Origin of the sequence: Chryseobacterium mulctrae (genome assembly GCF_006175945.1) — a bacterium.
GTDB classification, from domain to species: Bacteria; Bacteroidota; Bacteroidia; order Flavobacteriales; family Weeksellaceae; genus Chryseobacterium; species Chryseobacterium mulctrae.
The window spans coordinates 3,290,714-3,308,520 of record NZ_VAJL01000001.1; the positions used below are offsets into that span (position 1 = coordinate 3,290,714).

Sequence of the window (17,807 nt, forward strand, 5' to 3'; positions counted from 1 at the left end):
TTTAAAATGAAATTTAATAAAACATATATAGCGGCATTATTCTTATCATCAGCTTTGTTGTTAACAAGTTGTGAAGCAGTGCAAAATTCTAATCACCAACAAAGAGGTACTGCAGCCGGAGTTGCTTCAGGAGCGGTAATTGGTGGTATATTGGGTAATAATGTTGGAAAAGGTAAAAATGCAGCATTAGGAGCTGTTTTAGGAGGTATTATCGGTGGTTTTGCTGGTAACGTTATCGGTAACAAAATGGATAAGCAGGCAAAAGATATTAAAGAAACTTTACCTGGTGCAGAAGTAGAAAGAGTAGGAGATGGTATTAAGATCACAATGAATGAAAGTATTGTAACTTTTGCATTTGATTCTTCAGACCTTACAGCACTTGCTAAAACAAACTTAGATAAATTAACGAAAGTTTTGGTAGATAATCCTGATACAAACATCAATATTTACGGACATACAGATAGCAAAGGAGCAGATGATTACAACCAAAAGTTGTCTGAAAGAAGAGCTAATTCTGTAAAATCTTATTTGATGACTAAAGGAATTGCATCAAGCAGATTGTTCGCTTTAGGGGAAGGAGAATCTATGCCGGTTGCTTCAAACGATACAGATGCAGGAAGAGCTAAAAACAGAAGAGTAGAGTTTGCAATTACTGCAAATGAAAAAATGATTAACGACGCACAGCAAGGTCAATAGTCATTTAACATATAAATATTATTTCTTAAACCGCTTTGGCGGTTTTTTTGTATTTTTATACCTGATTTTTTTATCATAAATCGTTATTTTTGCAATCGAAACCACATTAATGAAGAAATATTTAAAACTCCTTCGGGTAGAACAATGGGTAAAAAATCTTTTTGTATTTGTTCCGCTTTTTTTCTCTGGTAATGTTAAAAACTTAGATTTACTTAGTAAAAGTATTTTTGCATTCATCATATTTTCTCTGGCTGCAGGTGTTGTTTATATTCTTAATGATTATAACGATATTGAAGCAGACCAAAAGCATCCCGAAAAAAGAAGACGTCCGCTTGCAAGCGGAGCTGTTTCAAAGAAAATGGCAATAAGCATTCTGATTGGTTTAATGATTGTGGATGTAGCTCTTATCTTATTCGCACAATTTTATTTTCATCGTCCAATTTGGAAATTTGCTTTCATTATCGCATTTTATTTTGTGATGAATCTTGCGTATACATTCAAGTTGAAGCACGTTCCGATTATTGATATTTTTATCATTGCTATAGGTTTCGTTCTTCGTGTACAGGCAGGAGGTTATATTACGGGGATTTTTATTTCGCAGTGGGCGACTTTACTGACCTTTGTTTTGGCATTGGTTTTAGCAATAGGAAAACGCAGAGGAGAGCTTATTAATGCACAGATTTCAGGGAAGACCAGAAAATCTTTAGATGGATATAATGTACAGTTTGCAGACATTGCACTATCTATTTCTGTGACTTTAGCAATAGTTTGTTATCTTATGTTTACACTTTCTCCTGAAGTGCAGCTCAAATCGCATTCCAGTATTTTTTATACCGTAATATTTGTTGTTTTTGCATTCTTAAGGTACTTGCAACAGACATTGGTTTATAATCGTACAGAATCTCCAACAAAAATTTTATATCGGGATCGGTATATTCAGATTACTTTGGTTTTGTGGGTGATCTCGTTTTTAATATTGATTTATTTTAAGCACAGTATTATTAATTTTAATTTACTGTAATTATGAAGCCAAATTTTATACAAAAAGTTACAAACTGGGGTAATTTTCCTATTGTGGAAAAAGAAATGAAGTCGGAAGAAAGCTTCAGAAAGATTAAAGAATTCGTACAGAATCATAACGAGGTTATTGCAAGAGGAAACGGAAGGTGTTATGGTGATGCCTCATTGGGTGAAAGTATTTTTTCGACCAAAAAATTAAATAAATTCATCGGTTTTGATCGTTTAAACGGAATTATAGAATGTGAATCGGGTGTTTTGCTGTCTGATGTTTTAGAAATCTCAGTTCCGCAAGGATATTTTCTTTATGTAACGCCCGGAACAAAATTTATTTCCGTTGGTGGTGCCATTGCATCTGATGTTCATGGGAAAAATCATCATTCTGAAGGTTGCTTTTCAGAATATGTGATCGATTTTAAATTAATGACAGAAAATGGCGATATTATTATCTGTTCAAAAGAAGAGAATTCTGAAAAATTCTATGCGACAATCGGCGGAATGGGACTTACCGGAATTATTCTTTCGGCTCGATTTAAGCTTAAAAATATAGAAACAGCCTACATTCGTCAGGAAAGTATTAAAGCTGAAAATTTAAACGAAATATTCAGATTGTTTGATGAAAGCGAAAGCTGGACTTACACTGTTGCCTGGATCGACTGTTTGCAAAAAGGAAAAGATATCGGAAGAAGTATTTTGATGAGAGGTGAACATGCTTTTGCGCACGAACTTCCTCAAAAATTTTCTAAAAATCCTTTACGATTAAAGAAAAAATTTTCTCCGACTGTACCGTTTTATTTTCCGGGATTTGTTTTGAATGCTCTTACTGTAAAGCTTTTTAATCTGTTATATTTTAAAAGACAGACCAAAAAAGAGGTGAAGAATTTTATCGATTACGAAACATATTTTTATCCGTTGGATGCGATTAATGATTGGAATAAGATTTACGGTAAATCAGGTTTTATTCAGTATCAAATGGTGATTCCAAAAGAAAATGGAAAAGAAGGAATGAAAAAAATTCTTGAAACCATTGCCAACAGCGGAAACGGTTCTTTCCTTGCAGTATTAAAGTTATTCGGGAAAAATAACCCTGAAGCATATAATTCTTTTCCAATTGAGGGATATACTCTTGCATTAGATTTTAAGGTAAATTCTAAGCTGAAAAAACTGGTCGAACAATTAGATCAGACCGTGCAGGAATTCGGAGGGAGAATTTATCTTACCAAAGACAGCATGAGTAAATCTTCGCTGACCGATTATCTTAAAAATGTAGAAAGCTCAAAATTTGTGTCTTTACAGCACAAAAGAATCTTAAATAATAAGTAAAAATGATAGTTCTCGGAAGTACATCTGAAGTAGCGCAGGCTTTTGTGGAAAAAGCTTTGCAGGAAGGCGAAAAATATGAAAGGATTTATCTTTTTACCTCAAACAAAGAAGCAACGGAGCGTTTTGCAAAACATATCGATGTGAAATTTTTGCAGCAATCTGAAATTATTGAGCTTGATTTAACGAAAGAAATTAATTATTTTGATTTCGATCATGTCAATTCTAATGTCTTATTCTGTGCGACCGGATATTTGGGTGAAAGTACCGAAGATGGTTTGTACGATAATAAAAATACAGAACGGATTATTGATATTAATTACTCAAAACTGGTTCCTGTAATCAATTATTTTGCACAGAAATTTGAAAGCAGAAGATCTGGGACAATCATTGGTCTTTCGTCGGTTGCAGGTGATCGTGGAAGACAGAGTAATTTTATTTACGGAAGTGCAAAAGCGGCATTCACAGCCTATTTGAGTGGGCTTAGAAATTATCTTTTCGAAAAAAAGGTTCATGTTTTAACGGTAAAACCCGGTTTTATGGCAACAAAAATGACCGAAGGTTTACCTTTAAATCCTAAATTAACGGCAACTCCGAAACAAGCGGCTGAATGTATTTACAAAGCTTTCAAAAAACAAAAGAATGTTGCATACGTTTTACCGATTTGGGGCGTTATTATGATGATCATCAGAAATATCCCTGAATTTATATTTAAAAAATTAAAGCTTTAACTGTAGCATGAAAAAATTGTATTGTTTTGATTTTGACGGAACTATTACCTATAAAGATACGATGTTTATGTATCTTAAATTTTATAATCCATCCAAGTTCCGGGTGCAGTTTTTGAAGCATATTCCGCTTTTTATTTTATTAAAATTAAAATTGGCAGAGACTGAAAAAGTAAAGAAAAGCTTCATCGGTTCTGTTTTGAAGGGTCAGCTTCAATCTAAAATTGAGGAGAAATCGAAACAATTTTTTGAGGAAAATTATCCTAAAATCGTTAGAGAAAATGCTTTAGAATTTATTAAAAATATAGATAGAGAAAATACACAAAGTCTTATGGTGACAGCTTCTCTTGATATTTGGGCTAAACCTTTTGCAGAAAAACTACAGATGAATCTTGTTTCTACAAAGGCAGAGTTCAAAAATGGGATTTTTACAGGCAATTTTATAGGCAAAAACTGCAACGGTTTAGAAAAATTAGAGCGTATAAAAAAAGAAATTTCAGACAGTAAGTACGATAAAATCATAGCGTTCGGAGATACTTCAGGAGATAAGCCTATGCTGAAATGGGCAAATGAGGGTCATTACCAATTTTTTCATTAATTTTGAAGGATTAATAAAAGTAAAATGAATAAATTGCTGATTTTTTGTTTTGCAACCCTAATGAGTTGCACAAGCACAATTGCACAAAAATCTGAAGATATGCAGAGTAAAGCTGAAATTATAAAGTCTGAGTCGCAAGGTGGAACCGAACAGCTCGGCTTTGTAATCATCAAAAATGAACAGGAATTTCAGAATGTAATAAAGTCTAAACAGGGAACTTCTCTTGTAGAAGTAGGAAGTGAGCCTGTGATGAAATATCCTGCATTTCCGGTTGGTAAGAAGGTCGTTCTATATAATCTAGGTTCATTCAGATCCGGTGATCATACCATAAGAGAAATAAAAAGTATTTCTGTAAAAGATAATGTGTTGTATGTAGAAGTTCCTATGTATGAATCGGGCGGAATGGAAATTCAGATGCTTTCAAATCCTTGGTTTATCTTTACAGTTCCTTCAAATTATCAATTCACTTCAGTACAATTAAAATCTTCAAAATAAAAAATGAATAAAATATATTTAGATAACGCTGCTACAACGCCTCTTTCAGAAGAAGTAATCGATGCAATGGTCGATACGATGAAAATGAATTTCGGAAATCCTTCTTCAACTCACAGTTTTGGTCAGGAAGCGAAGATTCTTATAGAAAACGTAAGAAGGCAGGTTGCAGATTATCTACATGTAACTCCGGCTGAGATTATTTTTACCTCTTGTGGTACAGAGTCTAATAATATGATTATCAAATCAAGTGTTGAACATCTTGGTATTGAAAGAATCATAAGCTCTCCTATGGAACACAAATGTGTTTCTGAGAGTATTTTGGATATGAAAAACAGAAAAGGGGTAGAGGTTGCCTATATTCGTCCCAACGAAAAAGGTGATATTGATTTAGCTAAATTAGAAGAATTACTCAAAGGTTCAGATAAAAAAACATTGGTAAGCTTAATGCATGCTAATAACGAAATTGGAAATATCGTTGATATTAAGAAAATTGCTCAGCTTTGCAAAGAAAACAATGCACTTTTCCATTCTGATACCGTTCAGACAATGGCACACATGAATCTTGATTTCTCAGATATTCCTGTTGATTTTGCATCTTGCAGTGCTCATAAATTTCATGGTCCGAAAGGAATTGGTTTCGCTTTTATCAGAAAGTCAAGCGGTTTAAAAGGAATTATTACAGGCGGTCCGCAAGAAAGAAGTTTGAGAGCAGGTACAGAAAATGTTGCCGGTATTGCAGGTTTAGGTAAAGCTCTGGAGCTTTCATTAAATAATATGGAAGCTTATACAGAACATATGCAGACTATTAAACAATACACAATTGACAGAGTTTCTGCAGAAATTCCAAGAGTGAAGTTTAATGGTAGAAGTTCTGAAGCAGATAACAGTCTGTATACTGTAGTAAGTCTTTTACTTCCTTACAAAAATCCTTTAATCGGATTACAGCTTGATATGAAGGGGATTGCTGTGTCACAAGGAAGTGCATGTTCTTCAGGAGCATCAAAACCTTCTATGGTAATGATGATGGTACTTTCTGAGGATGAAATGGATAATTGTACACCTTTGCGTGTCTCTTTCAGCCACATGACTACAAAAGAAGATATCGATACTTTTGTGACTGCTTTAAAAGAGATTTCTAAAGATTTTGTTATAGAAAATACAAATGTTGAGCATAGATAGGCTTTTCATTTTAAAGTGGTAATTTTGAATTAGAAAAATAAGAAAGAATATTAATAATTAAAAGATAAAAAAATGGCTTTAGAAATTACGGATAGCTCGTTTCAGGAAACGGTTTTAAAATCAGACAAACCGGTATTGGTAGACTTTTGGGCAGTATGGTGCGGACCGTGCAGAACTTTGGGACCAATCATCGAAGAAGTAGCAACAGATTTTGAAGGAAAAGCTGTAGTAGGAAAAGTAGATGTAGACAACAACCAGGAAATTTCTATGCAATACGGAATCAGAAATATCCCTACAGTTCTTATTTTCAAGAATGGTGAAGTAGTAGATAAATTGGTTGGTGTAACTCCGAAAGAGGTAATCGCTGAGAAATTAAGCGCACACTTATAAAAAAATCGCTTTGATAATGAATGCTTTCCATTTTGGGAAGCATTTTTTATTTCTAAAAGTTTGCAGAATTACTAAAAATTTGTATTTTTGCAACCACAATAACGGGAGGTACTTCTGGATGTTGTAAAAAAGATCCGGTAGTTCAGCTGGTTAGAATGCCGCCCTGTCACGGCGGAGGTCGCGGGTTCGAGTCCCGTCCGGATCGCAACTACAATATCAATGTAGTACAAAAAGCTTTAAAACGTATGTTTTAAAGCTTTTTTTGTTTTATGTCTGTTCAAAGAGAACTAAAAAAGCACAATCTGAAAGTGACCTATTCAGTGACCTGTTGAAACAGGTTTAAAAAGGTCACTGAAAATTCAGACAAACCCTGTTCAGTAGCTAGTTCAGCAACTGAATATCTTGTGATAAGTTTTTACGAAGGTTAATTTTAAATCTTAAACGCTAAACGATATGAACAAGACATTCAATTTACTTTTCTATGTAAAAAAAGCTAAAATCAATTCTGTAGGAGAGTCTCCTATTTACCTAAGAATTACAATTGATGGCAAAATATCCGAGATCAGCACAAAACGTACAGTAAAGCCTTCAAAATGGAACTCTGCTATGCAGAAGGTTAGTGGTTCTTCAGAAGAATGCAGATCACTTAATTTTTATTTAAAAACATTTGAGCAGAAAGTTTACGATACCTATCACGAATTAATCAGAGATAAGGAAACAGTAACTTGTGAGGCTCTTAAGAATAAGTTAGTGGGTAGAGGTAGATTGACCAGAACACTGATTCCTATTTTTCTGGATCATAATGATCGAATGGAGAAGCTTATAGACAAAGAATTTGCTCAAGGAACATTAACGCGTTATAAGACCTGCCTGAAACATACCAAAGATTTCCTGAAATGGAAATACAGTGTTACCGACATTGAAATTAAAAAGATTGATTACGCCTTTCTGAACGATTTTGAATTTTTTTTAAGAACCGAAAGATCCTGTAACAATAATTCTGCAGTAAAGTATATCAAGAATTTTGGTAAGATCATTCGTATCTGTCTTGCAAATGGATGGATGGAGCGAGACCCTTTTATGAACTATCATTCTAAGTTCAATGAAGTGACAAGAATGTTCCTTAATGAAAAGGAAGTAGAACTGCTTTTTGACAAAGATTTTAAAAATGAGAGATTGTCTTTGGTAAGAGATATTTTTCTGTTCAGCTGTTTCACCGGATTGGCGTATATTGATACTCAAAAACTAACATACCAAAATATCAATTTAGGACTTGATGGTTCTCAATGGATCTATACCAAACGTCAGAAAACTAAAACTACTTCTAATATTCCCTTGCTTTCTCAAACAGAGAAAATTATTGAAAAGTATAGAAATCACCCTGTATGTCTTAATACTGGAAAGTTGCTTCCTATTCTTAGTAATCAAAAAATGAATGCATATCTTAAAGAGATTGCTGACCTGTGCGGAATTAACAAAGAATTGACCTATCATATTGCACGCCATACTTTTGCAACAACGATCACTTTATCTAACGGGGTTTCAATTGAAAGTGTGAGTAAAATGCTAGGTCATAAGAGTATTAAGACAACACAGCATTATGCCAAAATACTTGATGAAAAAGTCAGTGAGGATATGATGGAATTGAAACAGAAATTTATTGATAAAAAGAAAATTGCAATAAGTTGTTAGGTTATTTGGGTTGACTGAAGGATTCTTATTTTTATTAATTATTTGAAAATCACTGAGAATATGGAATTATGTGATGTGACTTTTGTACAAAAACTTATTTCTAGGCAGCCAATTTCGTGTTCCTGTGGATAAGGCTCTGTAAATGAATATTGGTTCTTCTTTTGAAACTTTTATTCTACAATCAACATGTAATCTTCGCTTTGTGGCTATTGATGTCATTACACTGGCATTTTATTTGTTTCTTTTCATCAAAATCACATTATGGCAGACAATAAATCAAAAAAAGACCAGCGTGACCGCAGCCAGGTCAGTGGTTCTGAAAATTATGAAATTCAATATTTCAAAGATAAACTGGGCGTAAGCTCACAGGCAGTAACCGGAGCAATCCGGGCAACGGGGTCTAATGACCGCAAGACACTTGAAGCTTATTTAAAAGATAAGCATAAATAATAATTTAAAAAGCAAACAGCAAACAGCAGAAAGCTTTTTAATGATCTGATCTTTCTGGCATTGTCAGGGAGATTTTTTTTGTTAAAGAAATTAATATGAGCTTATCAAAATATCATAAAAAAAGATCAGAAGACAAAACACCTGAACCCTTCGGCGGTGTTCCGTCAGGAAAAGAATTGAGATTTGTCGTTCAGAAACACGATGCTTCACATTTGCATTATGATTTTCGTCTGGAAATGGATGGCGTCCTGAAAAGCTGGGCGGTACCGAAAGGGCCTTCACTGGATCCGAATATCAAAAGACTTGCGATGATGGTAGAAGATCATCCGTATGGTTAAAAAAAACATTAGAAATTGATTTATTTCCTTCATCTGATATCAATACAGAATATTTAAAAGAATGCTCTAAAAACTTAGGACATTCAAAATCTTATGATAATTTAATTGAAAAAACAACGGAAAATCCTGAACTTTGGGAGTCTGAGTTAATTAAAAGAATTGACAATACTATAAAAAAGGGAAGGTTTGCTCAAGAACTAAGTATTTTAATTGAGGGAGGGGCGCTAATTTATGGGGAATTCATTGTGCCAGGCTATATTAAAAATGCTATTACACACATTGCAAATTGTAAAAAAATTTCTATAAATGCTAAATAGTAGGCAGAAGAAAGCAGCATTTGAAATCTCTGGAAATACAATAGTAAGCGCCTCTCCAGGAACAGGTAAAACAAAAACTCTAATTGCTAGAGCACAAAAAAAACTTGAGTCTATTCCTAAACATAAGTCTTTAGCTCTTATAACTTATACAAATGCTGCCGCAGATGAAATTGCTAGTAGATTAAATACCGATGATAAAGATATATTTATTGGTACAATTCATAGATTTTGCCTTGAATTTATATTAAGACCCTTTTCTTGGATTTACAAATGGCATAAGCCAAGAATAATTTCATATGATGAGCTGAAAGAATTTATAGAAATAAACTCCGATATTGAGTTAGGAGATAATCCACTTGATGAACTAAGTAAAATAAAAAGACTTTTAAATGGTGATTTAGATTGTTCAAATACTGATAACATTGAATCGTGGATATATATTTCTGAATTATATTTCAATTTCTTAAGAGATAAAAAGGCAATAGATTTCAATGAAATTTTATTCAAATCATATAAGATTGTTTCTGAAAATGATTTTGTTGCACAATCTATAGCAAATAAATTTTACGAAATATCGATTGATGAGTTTCAGGATACAAATATATTTCAATACGAAATTTTAAAGGCTATTCGAAATGAATCTGAAGATTGTACATTTTTTATGGTTGGAGATGAAAAACAAAAAATATATGCCTTTGCTGGAGCTATTGATAATGCATTCAGTAGAGCATCATATGATTTTCAAGCAGAAATAGAAAATTTAGATACAACATATCGTTCTACTACAAATATAGTTAAAGGATACTCAATTCTTTTTAAAGATCATATTGAATTACAGAATGATTCAAAGTACAAAGACTTTAATTTTGATATAGTAATTTGTGAAACCAAATATGACAATAATAATGATTACATAGCTAATACCATAGCCAAGCTTATAAGTGATGGTAAAGCTGAATTATCCGATATTGCTATATTAACAACGAGTTGGAGAGATGCTTATTTCATAAGTAAGTCACTTCGTCAAAAGTATCACGTGGTTGGTCTTGGGTCTTTACCTCATAAAAATATGAATACTTCCTCTTTTGGACTTATACGTTCTTTAAGCAAATTTTTATTTTCACCTTCAATTATAAACTTAAGAATAATCAAAAGAAATTTTGATTCTCATTCTTTAGAAAATAACATAGTATTTACAGAAAAAGAATTAACTTATAAAATTAACTCATTGATAACAAGTTTTAAAGAGCTTGAATTAACTGCTAATTTAACTAAAGGTTTAAGTTCAGTAAAACACATATTTGATACAATTTTTAGTGTAAATAACTCTGATATTGAAGAAATAATCAACAGTATAAATAATATTGATAAATCTCAATTATAAAGATTGATTTTTTATAGTTAAATAGGTTTTATTCTCTCAAAATTACAACAAGATTAAAGATAAGATATTTCCTTTTATCAATTGAAGCTTTTAAAGCAAATAGGTGGGATTAGGGAGTTTTAGTACATAATATACGAATTTTGGTATATTTTTAAGGCTGCCTGTGGCTTTACATTTGTAGTACACTCTTGAAAATTATTGTTTTTATCTCAAAAAACAATGTGAATAATTAATCAAAAATCTGAATTATGGGTTTCATAGACAAAATCAAATTGACTGCCGAATTGGCAAAGGCGAATTTCAGTGAAGGTATTGATGATGGTTACGACCATTCCACTACATCTGCCGGCAAAAAAGGGTTACGCTCTGGGCGTGTATCTGAGTTAACGGCGATGGCAGACCTTAAACCGGGAGGTGCAGAAAACCTCAGGACCATAATGGAAATTGCAGGCGGAAACCTGAAAGGGGCAACCAAAGTAGGAACACTGCACGACCTGCGTATCGTTTTATTTGATAACGATACCAAGATTCTTTTCTGCACGGCTTATGATGGCGACTGGGATGCTTATATTGATGATTTCGCCACAAAAATTCCGCAGCTGATGGACATCATTTTCGGTAATGTGGAAGGCTGGCCGGGCATAAAAGACCCGAGTGTAAAACAGTTCATTGTAGACCATCAGATTACCGCGACCGGCTGGTATGTTGGTGTTCCGCATCTTACTGTAAATGATGTGAGGAGAAATGATAAAATCATTACCGGACTTAATAGGGCGATTGACGAAGCAAATAAAATCTAAGTATGGCATTGGAATTTTTAAAGCGGATATTCAATCCCAATAAAGTAGAAATTGAGCTGAACGAAATACAGGCCTTAATTCTCAGAAGCCGCCCTATTCCGTATTTCGGAACGGTGGCAATCATTGAAATCAAAGATGCTGTGGCAGCCAGACAAATGCTCCAAAAACTCTTGCCGATTGTGAGTTCTGCGGAAGACTGGCATAAGAATGAAGGGGCATCGGTTACGTTGACGTTCACTTATAAAGGTCTGGAAAAAATCGGCGTGCCTAAAGAGTCGCTTGAGACTTTCCCCGAATCCTTCAAGGAAGGAATGGCAGACCGCTCCCGTTTTCTATATGACATTGGTGTCAATGACCCCAAAAACTGGGAAAGGGTTTTTAAAAGGTCGCATATTCACATCGCTGCGGCGATTATCGCCAACAATGAAGAGGCGTGGAAAAGCAAGCTGGAGGAATTTCGGTCTAAATTGGCTGATAATAGAGGCATAGAAGTAATCTTGAGTCACAATTTCAGCGTATCTGAAGAGGTTAAAAATGTGTTCGGATTCAGAGACGGTATTAGCAACCCGGAAATTGAAGGCAGTGGGATAGAAGTTCCGGCTGGATTTGACCGCCCGCTTAAAGCAGGCGAATTTATACTGGGCTATCCTGGAGAAGCCGGCACCATAAAGCCGTTTCCACAGCCTGAAGTTTTAGGGAAGAACGGTTCTTTTATGGTTTTCAGAAAGTACCAGAGCCAAGTGGCGGAATTTAATCAGTTCGTTAAAGAAAATTCTTCTTCGCCGGAAGAGGGAGAGCTCTTGGCTGCTAAAATGGTAGGTCGCTGGCGAAGTGGTGCACCTTTGGTTTTAGCTCCCGAAAAGGATGATAAATCGCTAGGAGATGATATGCAAAAAAACAATGATTTTTCTTTCAAGAATGATGAGTACGGTAAAAAGTGTCCGTTCAGTTCGCATATCCGCAGGATGAACCCAAGAGATTCCAAATCTTTTGTTTTGGAGGATGAACGTTTGCACAGGATTATCAGAAAAAGTGTAACTTTTGGCGACATTGTTCCGCCGGAGGTAACCAAAAATGACGGTAAGGAACGTGGACAGTACTTTATTGGCATTAGTGCTGATGCAATGGGAACACTGGAATTTCTTCAAAAACAATGGGCAAACGATGGTAACGCCCAAAATCTGGGAACAGAAAAAGATCCTATGATCGGTGTACAGGACGAAGACGCACTGTTTTCTGCACCGGGAGAACCCCTCATCAAAAGATACCGTGGTTTGCAGACCTACAACATCGTGAAAGGCGGCGAATATTGTTTTATCCCAAGCATTTCTGCTCTAAAATGGATTAGCGAATTAAAATAAAAAAAAGCACTATGGAAGAATACATCAAGTACAGTTACGAAGTGGAAGAAATTCCAGAAAATTTCGATGAGTATATTACCACCATTAATAACGATATCCGCGAATACATCAAAAATACGCCAAACCTAAGCAGGGCGACCCATCATACAAGAGATGCGCACGCCAATGGCTATGCAGTGCTGAAAGCAGAGGTTGAAATTTTGGATAATCTGCCCAAAGAACTGGCGCAGGGCATTTATGCGAAACCCGGAACACACCAGGCAGCAGTTCGCTTTTCCAATGGTTCGTCCAGAGTTTTGCCCGATAAACTAAGCGGTAATGCACAAGGATTTGCTTTAAAGATTTTTGGGATAGATGGCAAAAAATTATCTCCCGGAGAGGAAGATTCTCCCAATGTTGATTTTAACCTGATTAATAATCCCGTGTTTTTCTGTAACTCGGCAGAACATTATGTTTTCATTTCAAAGCTTTTTTTAAAGCTAAATGATTTCTTTGAAAAGGGAGCCTTGGGAAAATTGGAATTTGCCACACTTTGGGTCACCGAAAATAAAAAAGCATTTCCAAATTTTGAGGCTTTGAAGGAATTGGGCGCTCTTAAAACTTTTGAAAAAATCCCTTCCATCAACAGTTTTCTTTACGAATTTTACAGTATGGGAGCGGTACGCCACGGTGATTATATCGCCAAAGTAAGAGTGATCCCAACTGAGCAGACCAAGAACGCCATCACGGAAAAAGATATTGATCTAGACAGCGCAGAATGGCCGTACAGAAAAGGAATTATCAAAGAAATAGCTCAAAAAGAACTTACATTTGAGTTGCAAATACAACTTTGCAAAGACCTGAAAGAAATGCCTGTGAATGACCTTACAAAAGAATGGTCGCAGGAATTATCACCATTCCGTACGGTGGCAAAAATCACAATACCAAAACAAACGGTTCCTGAGGATGGTAATTTTGAAATTATGGAAAATCTGTCTTTTACACCGTTTAGAACCATCGAAGAGAATTCACCGATCGGGAATTTACAGCGTTCACGGCAGTCAGCGTATGTAACATCTTCAACCTCAAGACACGAACTAAACCACAAAAAACGTAAAGAACCAAAGAATTTGGAGGAAGCATTCAGTCCGGAGTTTTATAAATTGTAAAATATTATAAATAAGAAAATCGAAAATCAAATGCTAATATCCTGGAAATTTATGTGATACTGCTATTTCTAGGAAATTTCCCTTTTATTTTAAAGATGAGAAATGGATTTCAACAGAGGGGAATTAGAAAAGTATATGTAGATTCATTTTCAAAATAAAAAGAGGCTGTTGCTTTGTAACAGCCTCTTTTTATAATTGTATAAATAATTAAATTAAAAAAATCTTTTATAACAACTTGGCTTCTTTTAAAATCTCTTCAACATAAGTACCTTCTATTTTCTTGACACCATATTTTTCAAGGATTGAAATCAACCAAGGAAATTCAATTTCATTTAGGTTTTTATTGTCATTAAGGTGATAGATGGATTTCAGCAGTACCCTGATGTCATATGAAGAAGCAAAAACTTCCGGGACACCTCTGTCTACATCCAAAAGGGTGTAAACTGCCTCCATTGCTGTACGCACGGAATATTCGGTCGTGAATACGGTGTCTTTTCCAGTTTCGGCAAAATTACCGATAAAAGCAAGGTTCACAGAACCCTCCGGAACCACCAATGGGCGGTCTCCCAATGCACGAGGCATAAAGTAAGATGTGATATAAGGCATACGGCAAGGGATGCTGTTGGCAGCTTGTGCAATTTCTGCAATTTCATTTTCAGGAACACCAATATGGTATAAAAATTCTTTGCAAAGCTCTATCCCCGTGGCTTCCGTAATTTTCTTTTGGATATAATTTCCTGGTTTATGAGAATACAACCCATAAACCCAAACAATTACTTCATTTTTTTTCTGAGCCTTGAAGTGGGGCTGTCTGCTGATGGAAAAGCCATACCACCAGTTAGAATCGTTTATTGTGACAGGTCCGCTAGTCACTATAGAACCGCTTCTTGGGTCTTTTTTTGTTATTTTTTCTATATACGGAATCACTTTTTCGTCGAAGAAGGTAATGCTTCCGGAGATTACCCAGTTGGCTTCGGGAATGTTTTTGTAGAACTTTTCGGGTTTTCCAAAGGCATCATCCTGGTCTGCCAGATTCTGCCAAAGTTGCCAACTTCCGCCAATGCCGTCAGCAACAGGAGCAGGGTTATGATTGTCACCGTATGTACTGCTTTCGGTAATGGAGCCGTTGGTAACAAACACCAGGTCGTTTTCGGTCAGGCTGATGCTTTCTGCATTGCCATTCTTAATATATTCGATTTTCTTCGCTACTTTTTTGCCGTTTTCATTTTCTACAAGTATGTTCTGAACCTGGCTATCATACTGGAAGGTAACACCGTGGGACTCAAGGTAGCTTACCAACGGATGAATCAGTGATTCATATTGGTTGTATTTCGTGAAGCGTAGTGAGGACATATCTGCTATGCTGCCAACGTGATGGATGAAACGAAGAACATATCGGCGCATTTCCATCGCACTTGCCCAGGGTTCGAATGCGAACATCGTAGCCCAGTAGGTCCAAAAGTTGGATTGGAAAAATTCTTCTGTAAATACCTGGTCTATCTGTACATCCTGTAGTTTTTCTTCAGGAAGAAGAACCAGCGCTATAAGTTCGTGGATGGCTTTCTGGGAAAGTGTAAGCTTGCCATCCGTGGGCAGTCTTTCTCCACGGTTTTCGATAACACGGGCGTGGGAAAAGCTAGGGTCTTCTTTATTGAGCCAATAATATTCGTCCAGTACGGAAACGCCTTCCGTTTCTAATGAGGGTATCGAGCGGAACAAATCCCAGAGGGTTTCGAAATGTGTTTCCATTTCCCGTCCGCCTCGTATGATGTAGCCTTTCTGCTCATTCCAGATACCGTCCATACTGCCACCGGGTAAAGCTAATTCTTCCAGAATACGGATTTTGTTTCCTTCCATTTGCGCATCGCGTATCAAAAAAGCTGCGGCGGCCAATGAAGCTAATCCAGAACCGATAAGTACGGCAGATTTCTGTTCAATATTTGCCGGTTTTTTCGGGCGGGCAAATGCTTCGTAATTCCCATTACTGTAATACATAATTAGATTTTTTTAGTTTATAATATATGATAAAATAACCTTGTTTTTGTTTAATAAAGTTACACATATTGCTTTCACTTTATATATCCCAAAATTCTAATTGTATGTGCTGATATTCCAATAATGTTATCTTTGGAGATTCTGTTTTTCGGTTTCCCTTTTCTTTTTTTCCTGTTTGCGGAAGTAACCTCTGAAGAGAAAATTATGCTTCAGAGCCTCCATATTCTGGTTGAAGCCTTCGGTTCCCTTTTCGATATTGTAAAGGCTGTTATTGATGTTTTTTGTAAGAACGGTATCAGTGATAAGGGCATTTACCGGTCCTTTTCCATTTTCTATATTTTTACTGAATGTCTGCAGGTTTTTACCAACTGTGATAAGTTCATTGCTTACTGTATTAAGATTATTGCTGGCGGCATTGACGTTATTGAAAGTCTGCTTAAGCTGGGACTCAAAATCTTTGTTGGCAAGGAGAAGTCCCGTTGCTCCTTTTCCCTGGCGTGTAGACGTAATGATGGCTTCTGCAGTACTGCTCAGGTTTTCTATATTTTCCGTGCTTTGGCGTATTTTCAGGATGGATAATTTTAAGTTTTCGGCAAATGCCTTGTCATTAATTAATTTTAAAATCTGGCTGCTGTCAATTTTATGCACAGTGTTTTTAAGAGATTTGGATATATCGTGTATATTGTTGTTGCTTGCCGATAGCGTGTTGAGTATTTCATCCACACCTGGTTTGGTATCTGCCGTGAGATATTCTTTTTCCTGCACCGGTCTGCCCGGCTTCCCGTAAGGTAAAATATTGACCACCGCATTGCCGATAATGCCTTCTGTTCCAATCGAGGCTTTGGCACTATTGTCTATATGCTTTGCAATATCTTTGTCTATAAGCATAATGACCTCTATATCATCCCTTTCGGACAATTTTACAGATTTTACAGAACCCGCCTGCATCCCTGAAAATAGCACATTGCTTCCTTCCCTGAGCCCATTAGAGTTTTTGAATTTTGCCCTGAGCTCAAATTTGCTGGTAAAAATACCCGAACCGCTGCCAATGTAAAAGAAAACAGCCATCATAAGTATAAGCCCCGAAATTACAAATAAGCCGAGCTTGATATTATTTTTATTCATATTTTAATCAAAAAATTGTTTAATGTTTTCGTCATCAGAACTTTCAAATTCCTGATAAGTACCTTGTGCATAGCATTTTCCGTCAAGCAGCAAGACTACTCTGTCAGCCGTATTTTTCACACAGTTCATATCGTGTGAGATAATGATTGATGATGTTTTGTATTTTCTATGTATATCCATGATAAGGCTGTCTATTTCTTTTGCCGTTACCGTATCAAGTCCGGTGGTAGGTTCATCATAAAGGATGATTTCCGGCTTGAGGATGACAGTACGTGCCAGAGCTATTCTTTTCAGCATCCCTCCCGACAATTCGGATGGCATAAGGTCTACGGTATGTTTAAGCCCCACACTATCGAGTGCTTCTTCAACCCGTGCGTCAATTTCAACCTGCTTCAGCCGGAACCACCGTCTTCTTAAAGGGAATTCCAGATTTTCGCGGATGGTCATAGAGTCATAGATGGCATTTCCCTGAAAAAGAAAACCTATTTTTGAGCGTGCCTTGTCCAGCTCTTGATTTTCCAGTTGGACAATATCCTGCCCGGAAATCATTATCCTACCGCTATCAGGTGTTAAAAGCCGGACGATACATTTGATAAGCACAGATTTTCCCGTGCCTGATTTTCCGAGAACTACAACATTTTCGTTCTTATCGACCGTTAGGTTAAAACCGTTAAGCACTTTTTTTTCACCAAAGCTTTTATAAATATCTTCAATGACGATGGCCGGTCCATTGTCATTATTGCCGTTTGCTGTTGTTTTTGTTTCAGCCATAAT

At 35.9% G+C, this 17,807-nt stretch carries 18 protein-coding genes and 1 tRNA gene; 16 read left to right on the plus strand and 3 right to left on the minus strand.

What is annotated here, in order from left to right:
• Positions 1-6: 6 nt before the first annotated feature.
• The 16 genes from FDY99_RS15170 (at position 7) to FDY99_RS15245 (ending at position 13,913) form a co-directional block, all read left to right on the plus strand.
• A complete protein-coding gene (locus FDY99_RS15170) occupies positions 7-696 on the plus strand; it encodes an OmpA family protein (RefSeq protein WP_139422655.1) in 690 nt (229 codons plus the stop codon).
• Positions 697-805: 109 nt separating this feature from the next.
• Complete coding sequence (locus FDY99_RS15175; RefSeq protein ID WP_139422657.1) at positions 806-1,717, plus strand: UbiA prenyltransferase family protein; 912 nt, start codon at positions 806-808, stop codon at positions 1,715-1,717.
• Between the two features lie 2 nt (positions 1,718-1,719).
• On the plus strand, positions 1,720-3,036 hold the full coding sequence (locus tag FDY99_RS15180) for an FAD-binding oxidoreductase (RefSeq protein WP_139422659.1): 1,317 nt from the start codon (positions 1,720-1,722) through the stop codon (positions 3,034-3,036).
• A 2-nt stretch (positions 3,037-3,038) separates the two neighbouring features.
• Positions 3,039-3,764: an SDR family NAD(P)-dependent oxidoreductase gene (locus tag FDY99_RS15185; protein WP_074231874.1), complete on the plus strand. Its 726-nt coding sequence runs from the start codon at positions 3,039-3,041 to the stop codon at positions 3,762-3,764.
• A gap of 7 nt (positions 3,765-3,771) precedes the next feature.
• Complete coding sequence (locus tag FDY99_RS15190) at positions 3,772-4,359, plus strand: HAD-IB family hydrolase (RefSeq protein ID WP_074231875.1); 588 nt, start codon at positions 3,772-3,774, stop codon at positions 4,357-4,359.
• A gap of 60 nt (positions 4,360-4,419) precedes the next feature.
• Complete coding sequence (locus FDY99_RS15195; protein ID WP_228448804.1) at positions 4,420-4,854, plus strand: hypothetical protein; 435 nt, start codon at positions 4,420-4,422, stop codon at positions 4,852-4,854.
• 3 nt (positions 4,855-4,857) lie between these two features.
• Positions 4,858-6,033, plus strand: coding sequence for a cysteine desulfurase family protein (locus FDY99_RS15200; RefSeq protein WP_139422663.1), 1,176 nt, complete (start codon positions 4,858-4,860; stop codon positions 6,031-6,033).
• Between the two features lie 72 nt (positions 6,034-6,105).
• On the plus strand, positions 6,106-6,423 hold the full coding sequence (trxA, locus tag FDY99_RS15205; RefSeq protein ID WP_034682284.1) for a thioredoxin: 318 nt from the start codon (positions 6,106-6,108) through the stop codon (positions 6,421-6,423).
• Positions 6,424-6,554: 131 nt separating this feature from the next.
• Positions 6,555-6,628 (plus strand) — tRNA-Asp (locus FDY99_RS15210).
• Between the two features lie 248 nt (positions 6,629-6,876).
• Positions 6,877-8,115, plus strand: a complete 1,239-nt coding sequence (locus FDY99_RS15215; RefSeq protein ID WP_139422665.1) for a site-specific integrase — start codon at positions 6,877-6,879, stop codon at positions 8,113-8,115.
• A 261-nt stretch (positions 8,116-8,376) separates the two neighbouring features.
• Positions 8,377-8,565, plus strand: coding sequence for a DUF3606 domain-containing protein (locus tag FDY99_RS15220; RefSeq protein WP_028123103.1), 189 nt, complete (start codon positions 8,377-8,379; stop codon positions 8,563-8,565).
• A gap of 95 nt (positions 8,566-8,660) precedes the next feature.
• Positions 8,661-8,903, plus strand: a complete 243-nt coding sequence (locus FDY99_RS15225; RefSeq protein WP_034981618.1) for a DNA polymerase ligase N-terminal domain-containing protein — start codon at positions 8,661-8,663, stop codon at positions 8,901-8,903.
• 306 nt (positions 8,904-9,209) lie between these two features.
• A complete protein-coding gene (locus tag FDY99_RS15230; protein WP_139422668.1) occupies positions 9,210-10,604 on the plus strand; it encodes a UvrD-helicase domain-containing protein in 1,395 nt (464 codons plus the stop codon).
• 392 nt (positions 10,605-10,996) lie between these two features.
• On the plus strand, positions 10,997-11,404 hold the full coding sequence (locus FDY99_RS15235; protein ID WP_228448805.1) for a hypothetical protein: 408 nt from the start codon (positions 10,997-10,999) through the stop codon (positions 11,402-11,404).
• A gap of 2 nt (positions 11,405-11,406) precedes the next feature.
• The gene (locus tag FDY99_RS15240; RefSeq protein WP_028122561.1) at positions 11,407-12,765 is read left to right on the plus strand and encodes a Dyp-type peroxidase; all 1,359 of its coding nucleotides are present in this window, start codon (positions 11,407-11,409) and stop codon (positions 12,763-12,765) included.
• 11 nt (positions 12,766-12,776) lie between these two features.
• A complete protein-coding gene (locus FDY99_RS15245) occupies positions 12,777-13,913 on the plus strand; it encodes a catalase family protein (RefSeq protein ID WP_068941668.1) in 1,137 nt (378 codons plus the stop codon).
• Positions 13,914-14,138: 225 nt separating this feature from the next.
• On the opposite strand, the gene FDY99_RS15250 is transcribed toward FDY99_RS15245, so the two are convergent.
• From FDY99_RS15250 to FDY99_RS15260, 3 genes are all read right to left on the minus strand, one after another.
• Positions 14,139-15,908 carry an oleate hydratase gene (locus tag FDY99_RS15250; protein WP_068941671.1) on the minus strand — a complete coding sequence of 590 codons (1,770 nt, stop codon included), beginning with the start codon at positions 15,906-15,908 and terminating at the stop codon, positions 14,139-14,141.
• 126 nt (positions 15,909-16,034) lie between these two features.
• Positions 16,035-17,033, minus strand: coding sequence for an MlaD family protein (locus FDY99_RS15255; protein ID WP_034972710.1), 999 nt, complete (start codon positions 17,031-17,033; stop codon positions 16,035-16,037).
• A 3-nt stretch (positions 17,034-17,036) separates the two neighbouring features.
• Entirely contained in the window at positions 17,037-17,804 is a 768-nt protein-coding gene (locus FDY99_RS15260) for an ABC transporter ATP-binding protein (protein ID WP_028122565.1), read from the minus strand.
• Positions 17,805-17,807 lie beyond the last annotated feature (3 nt).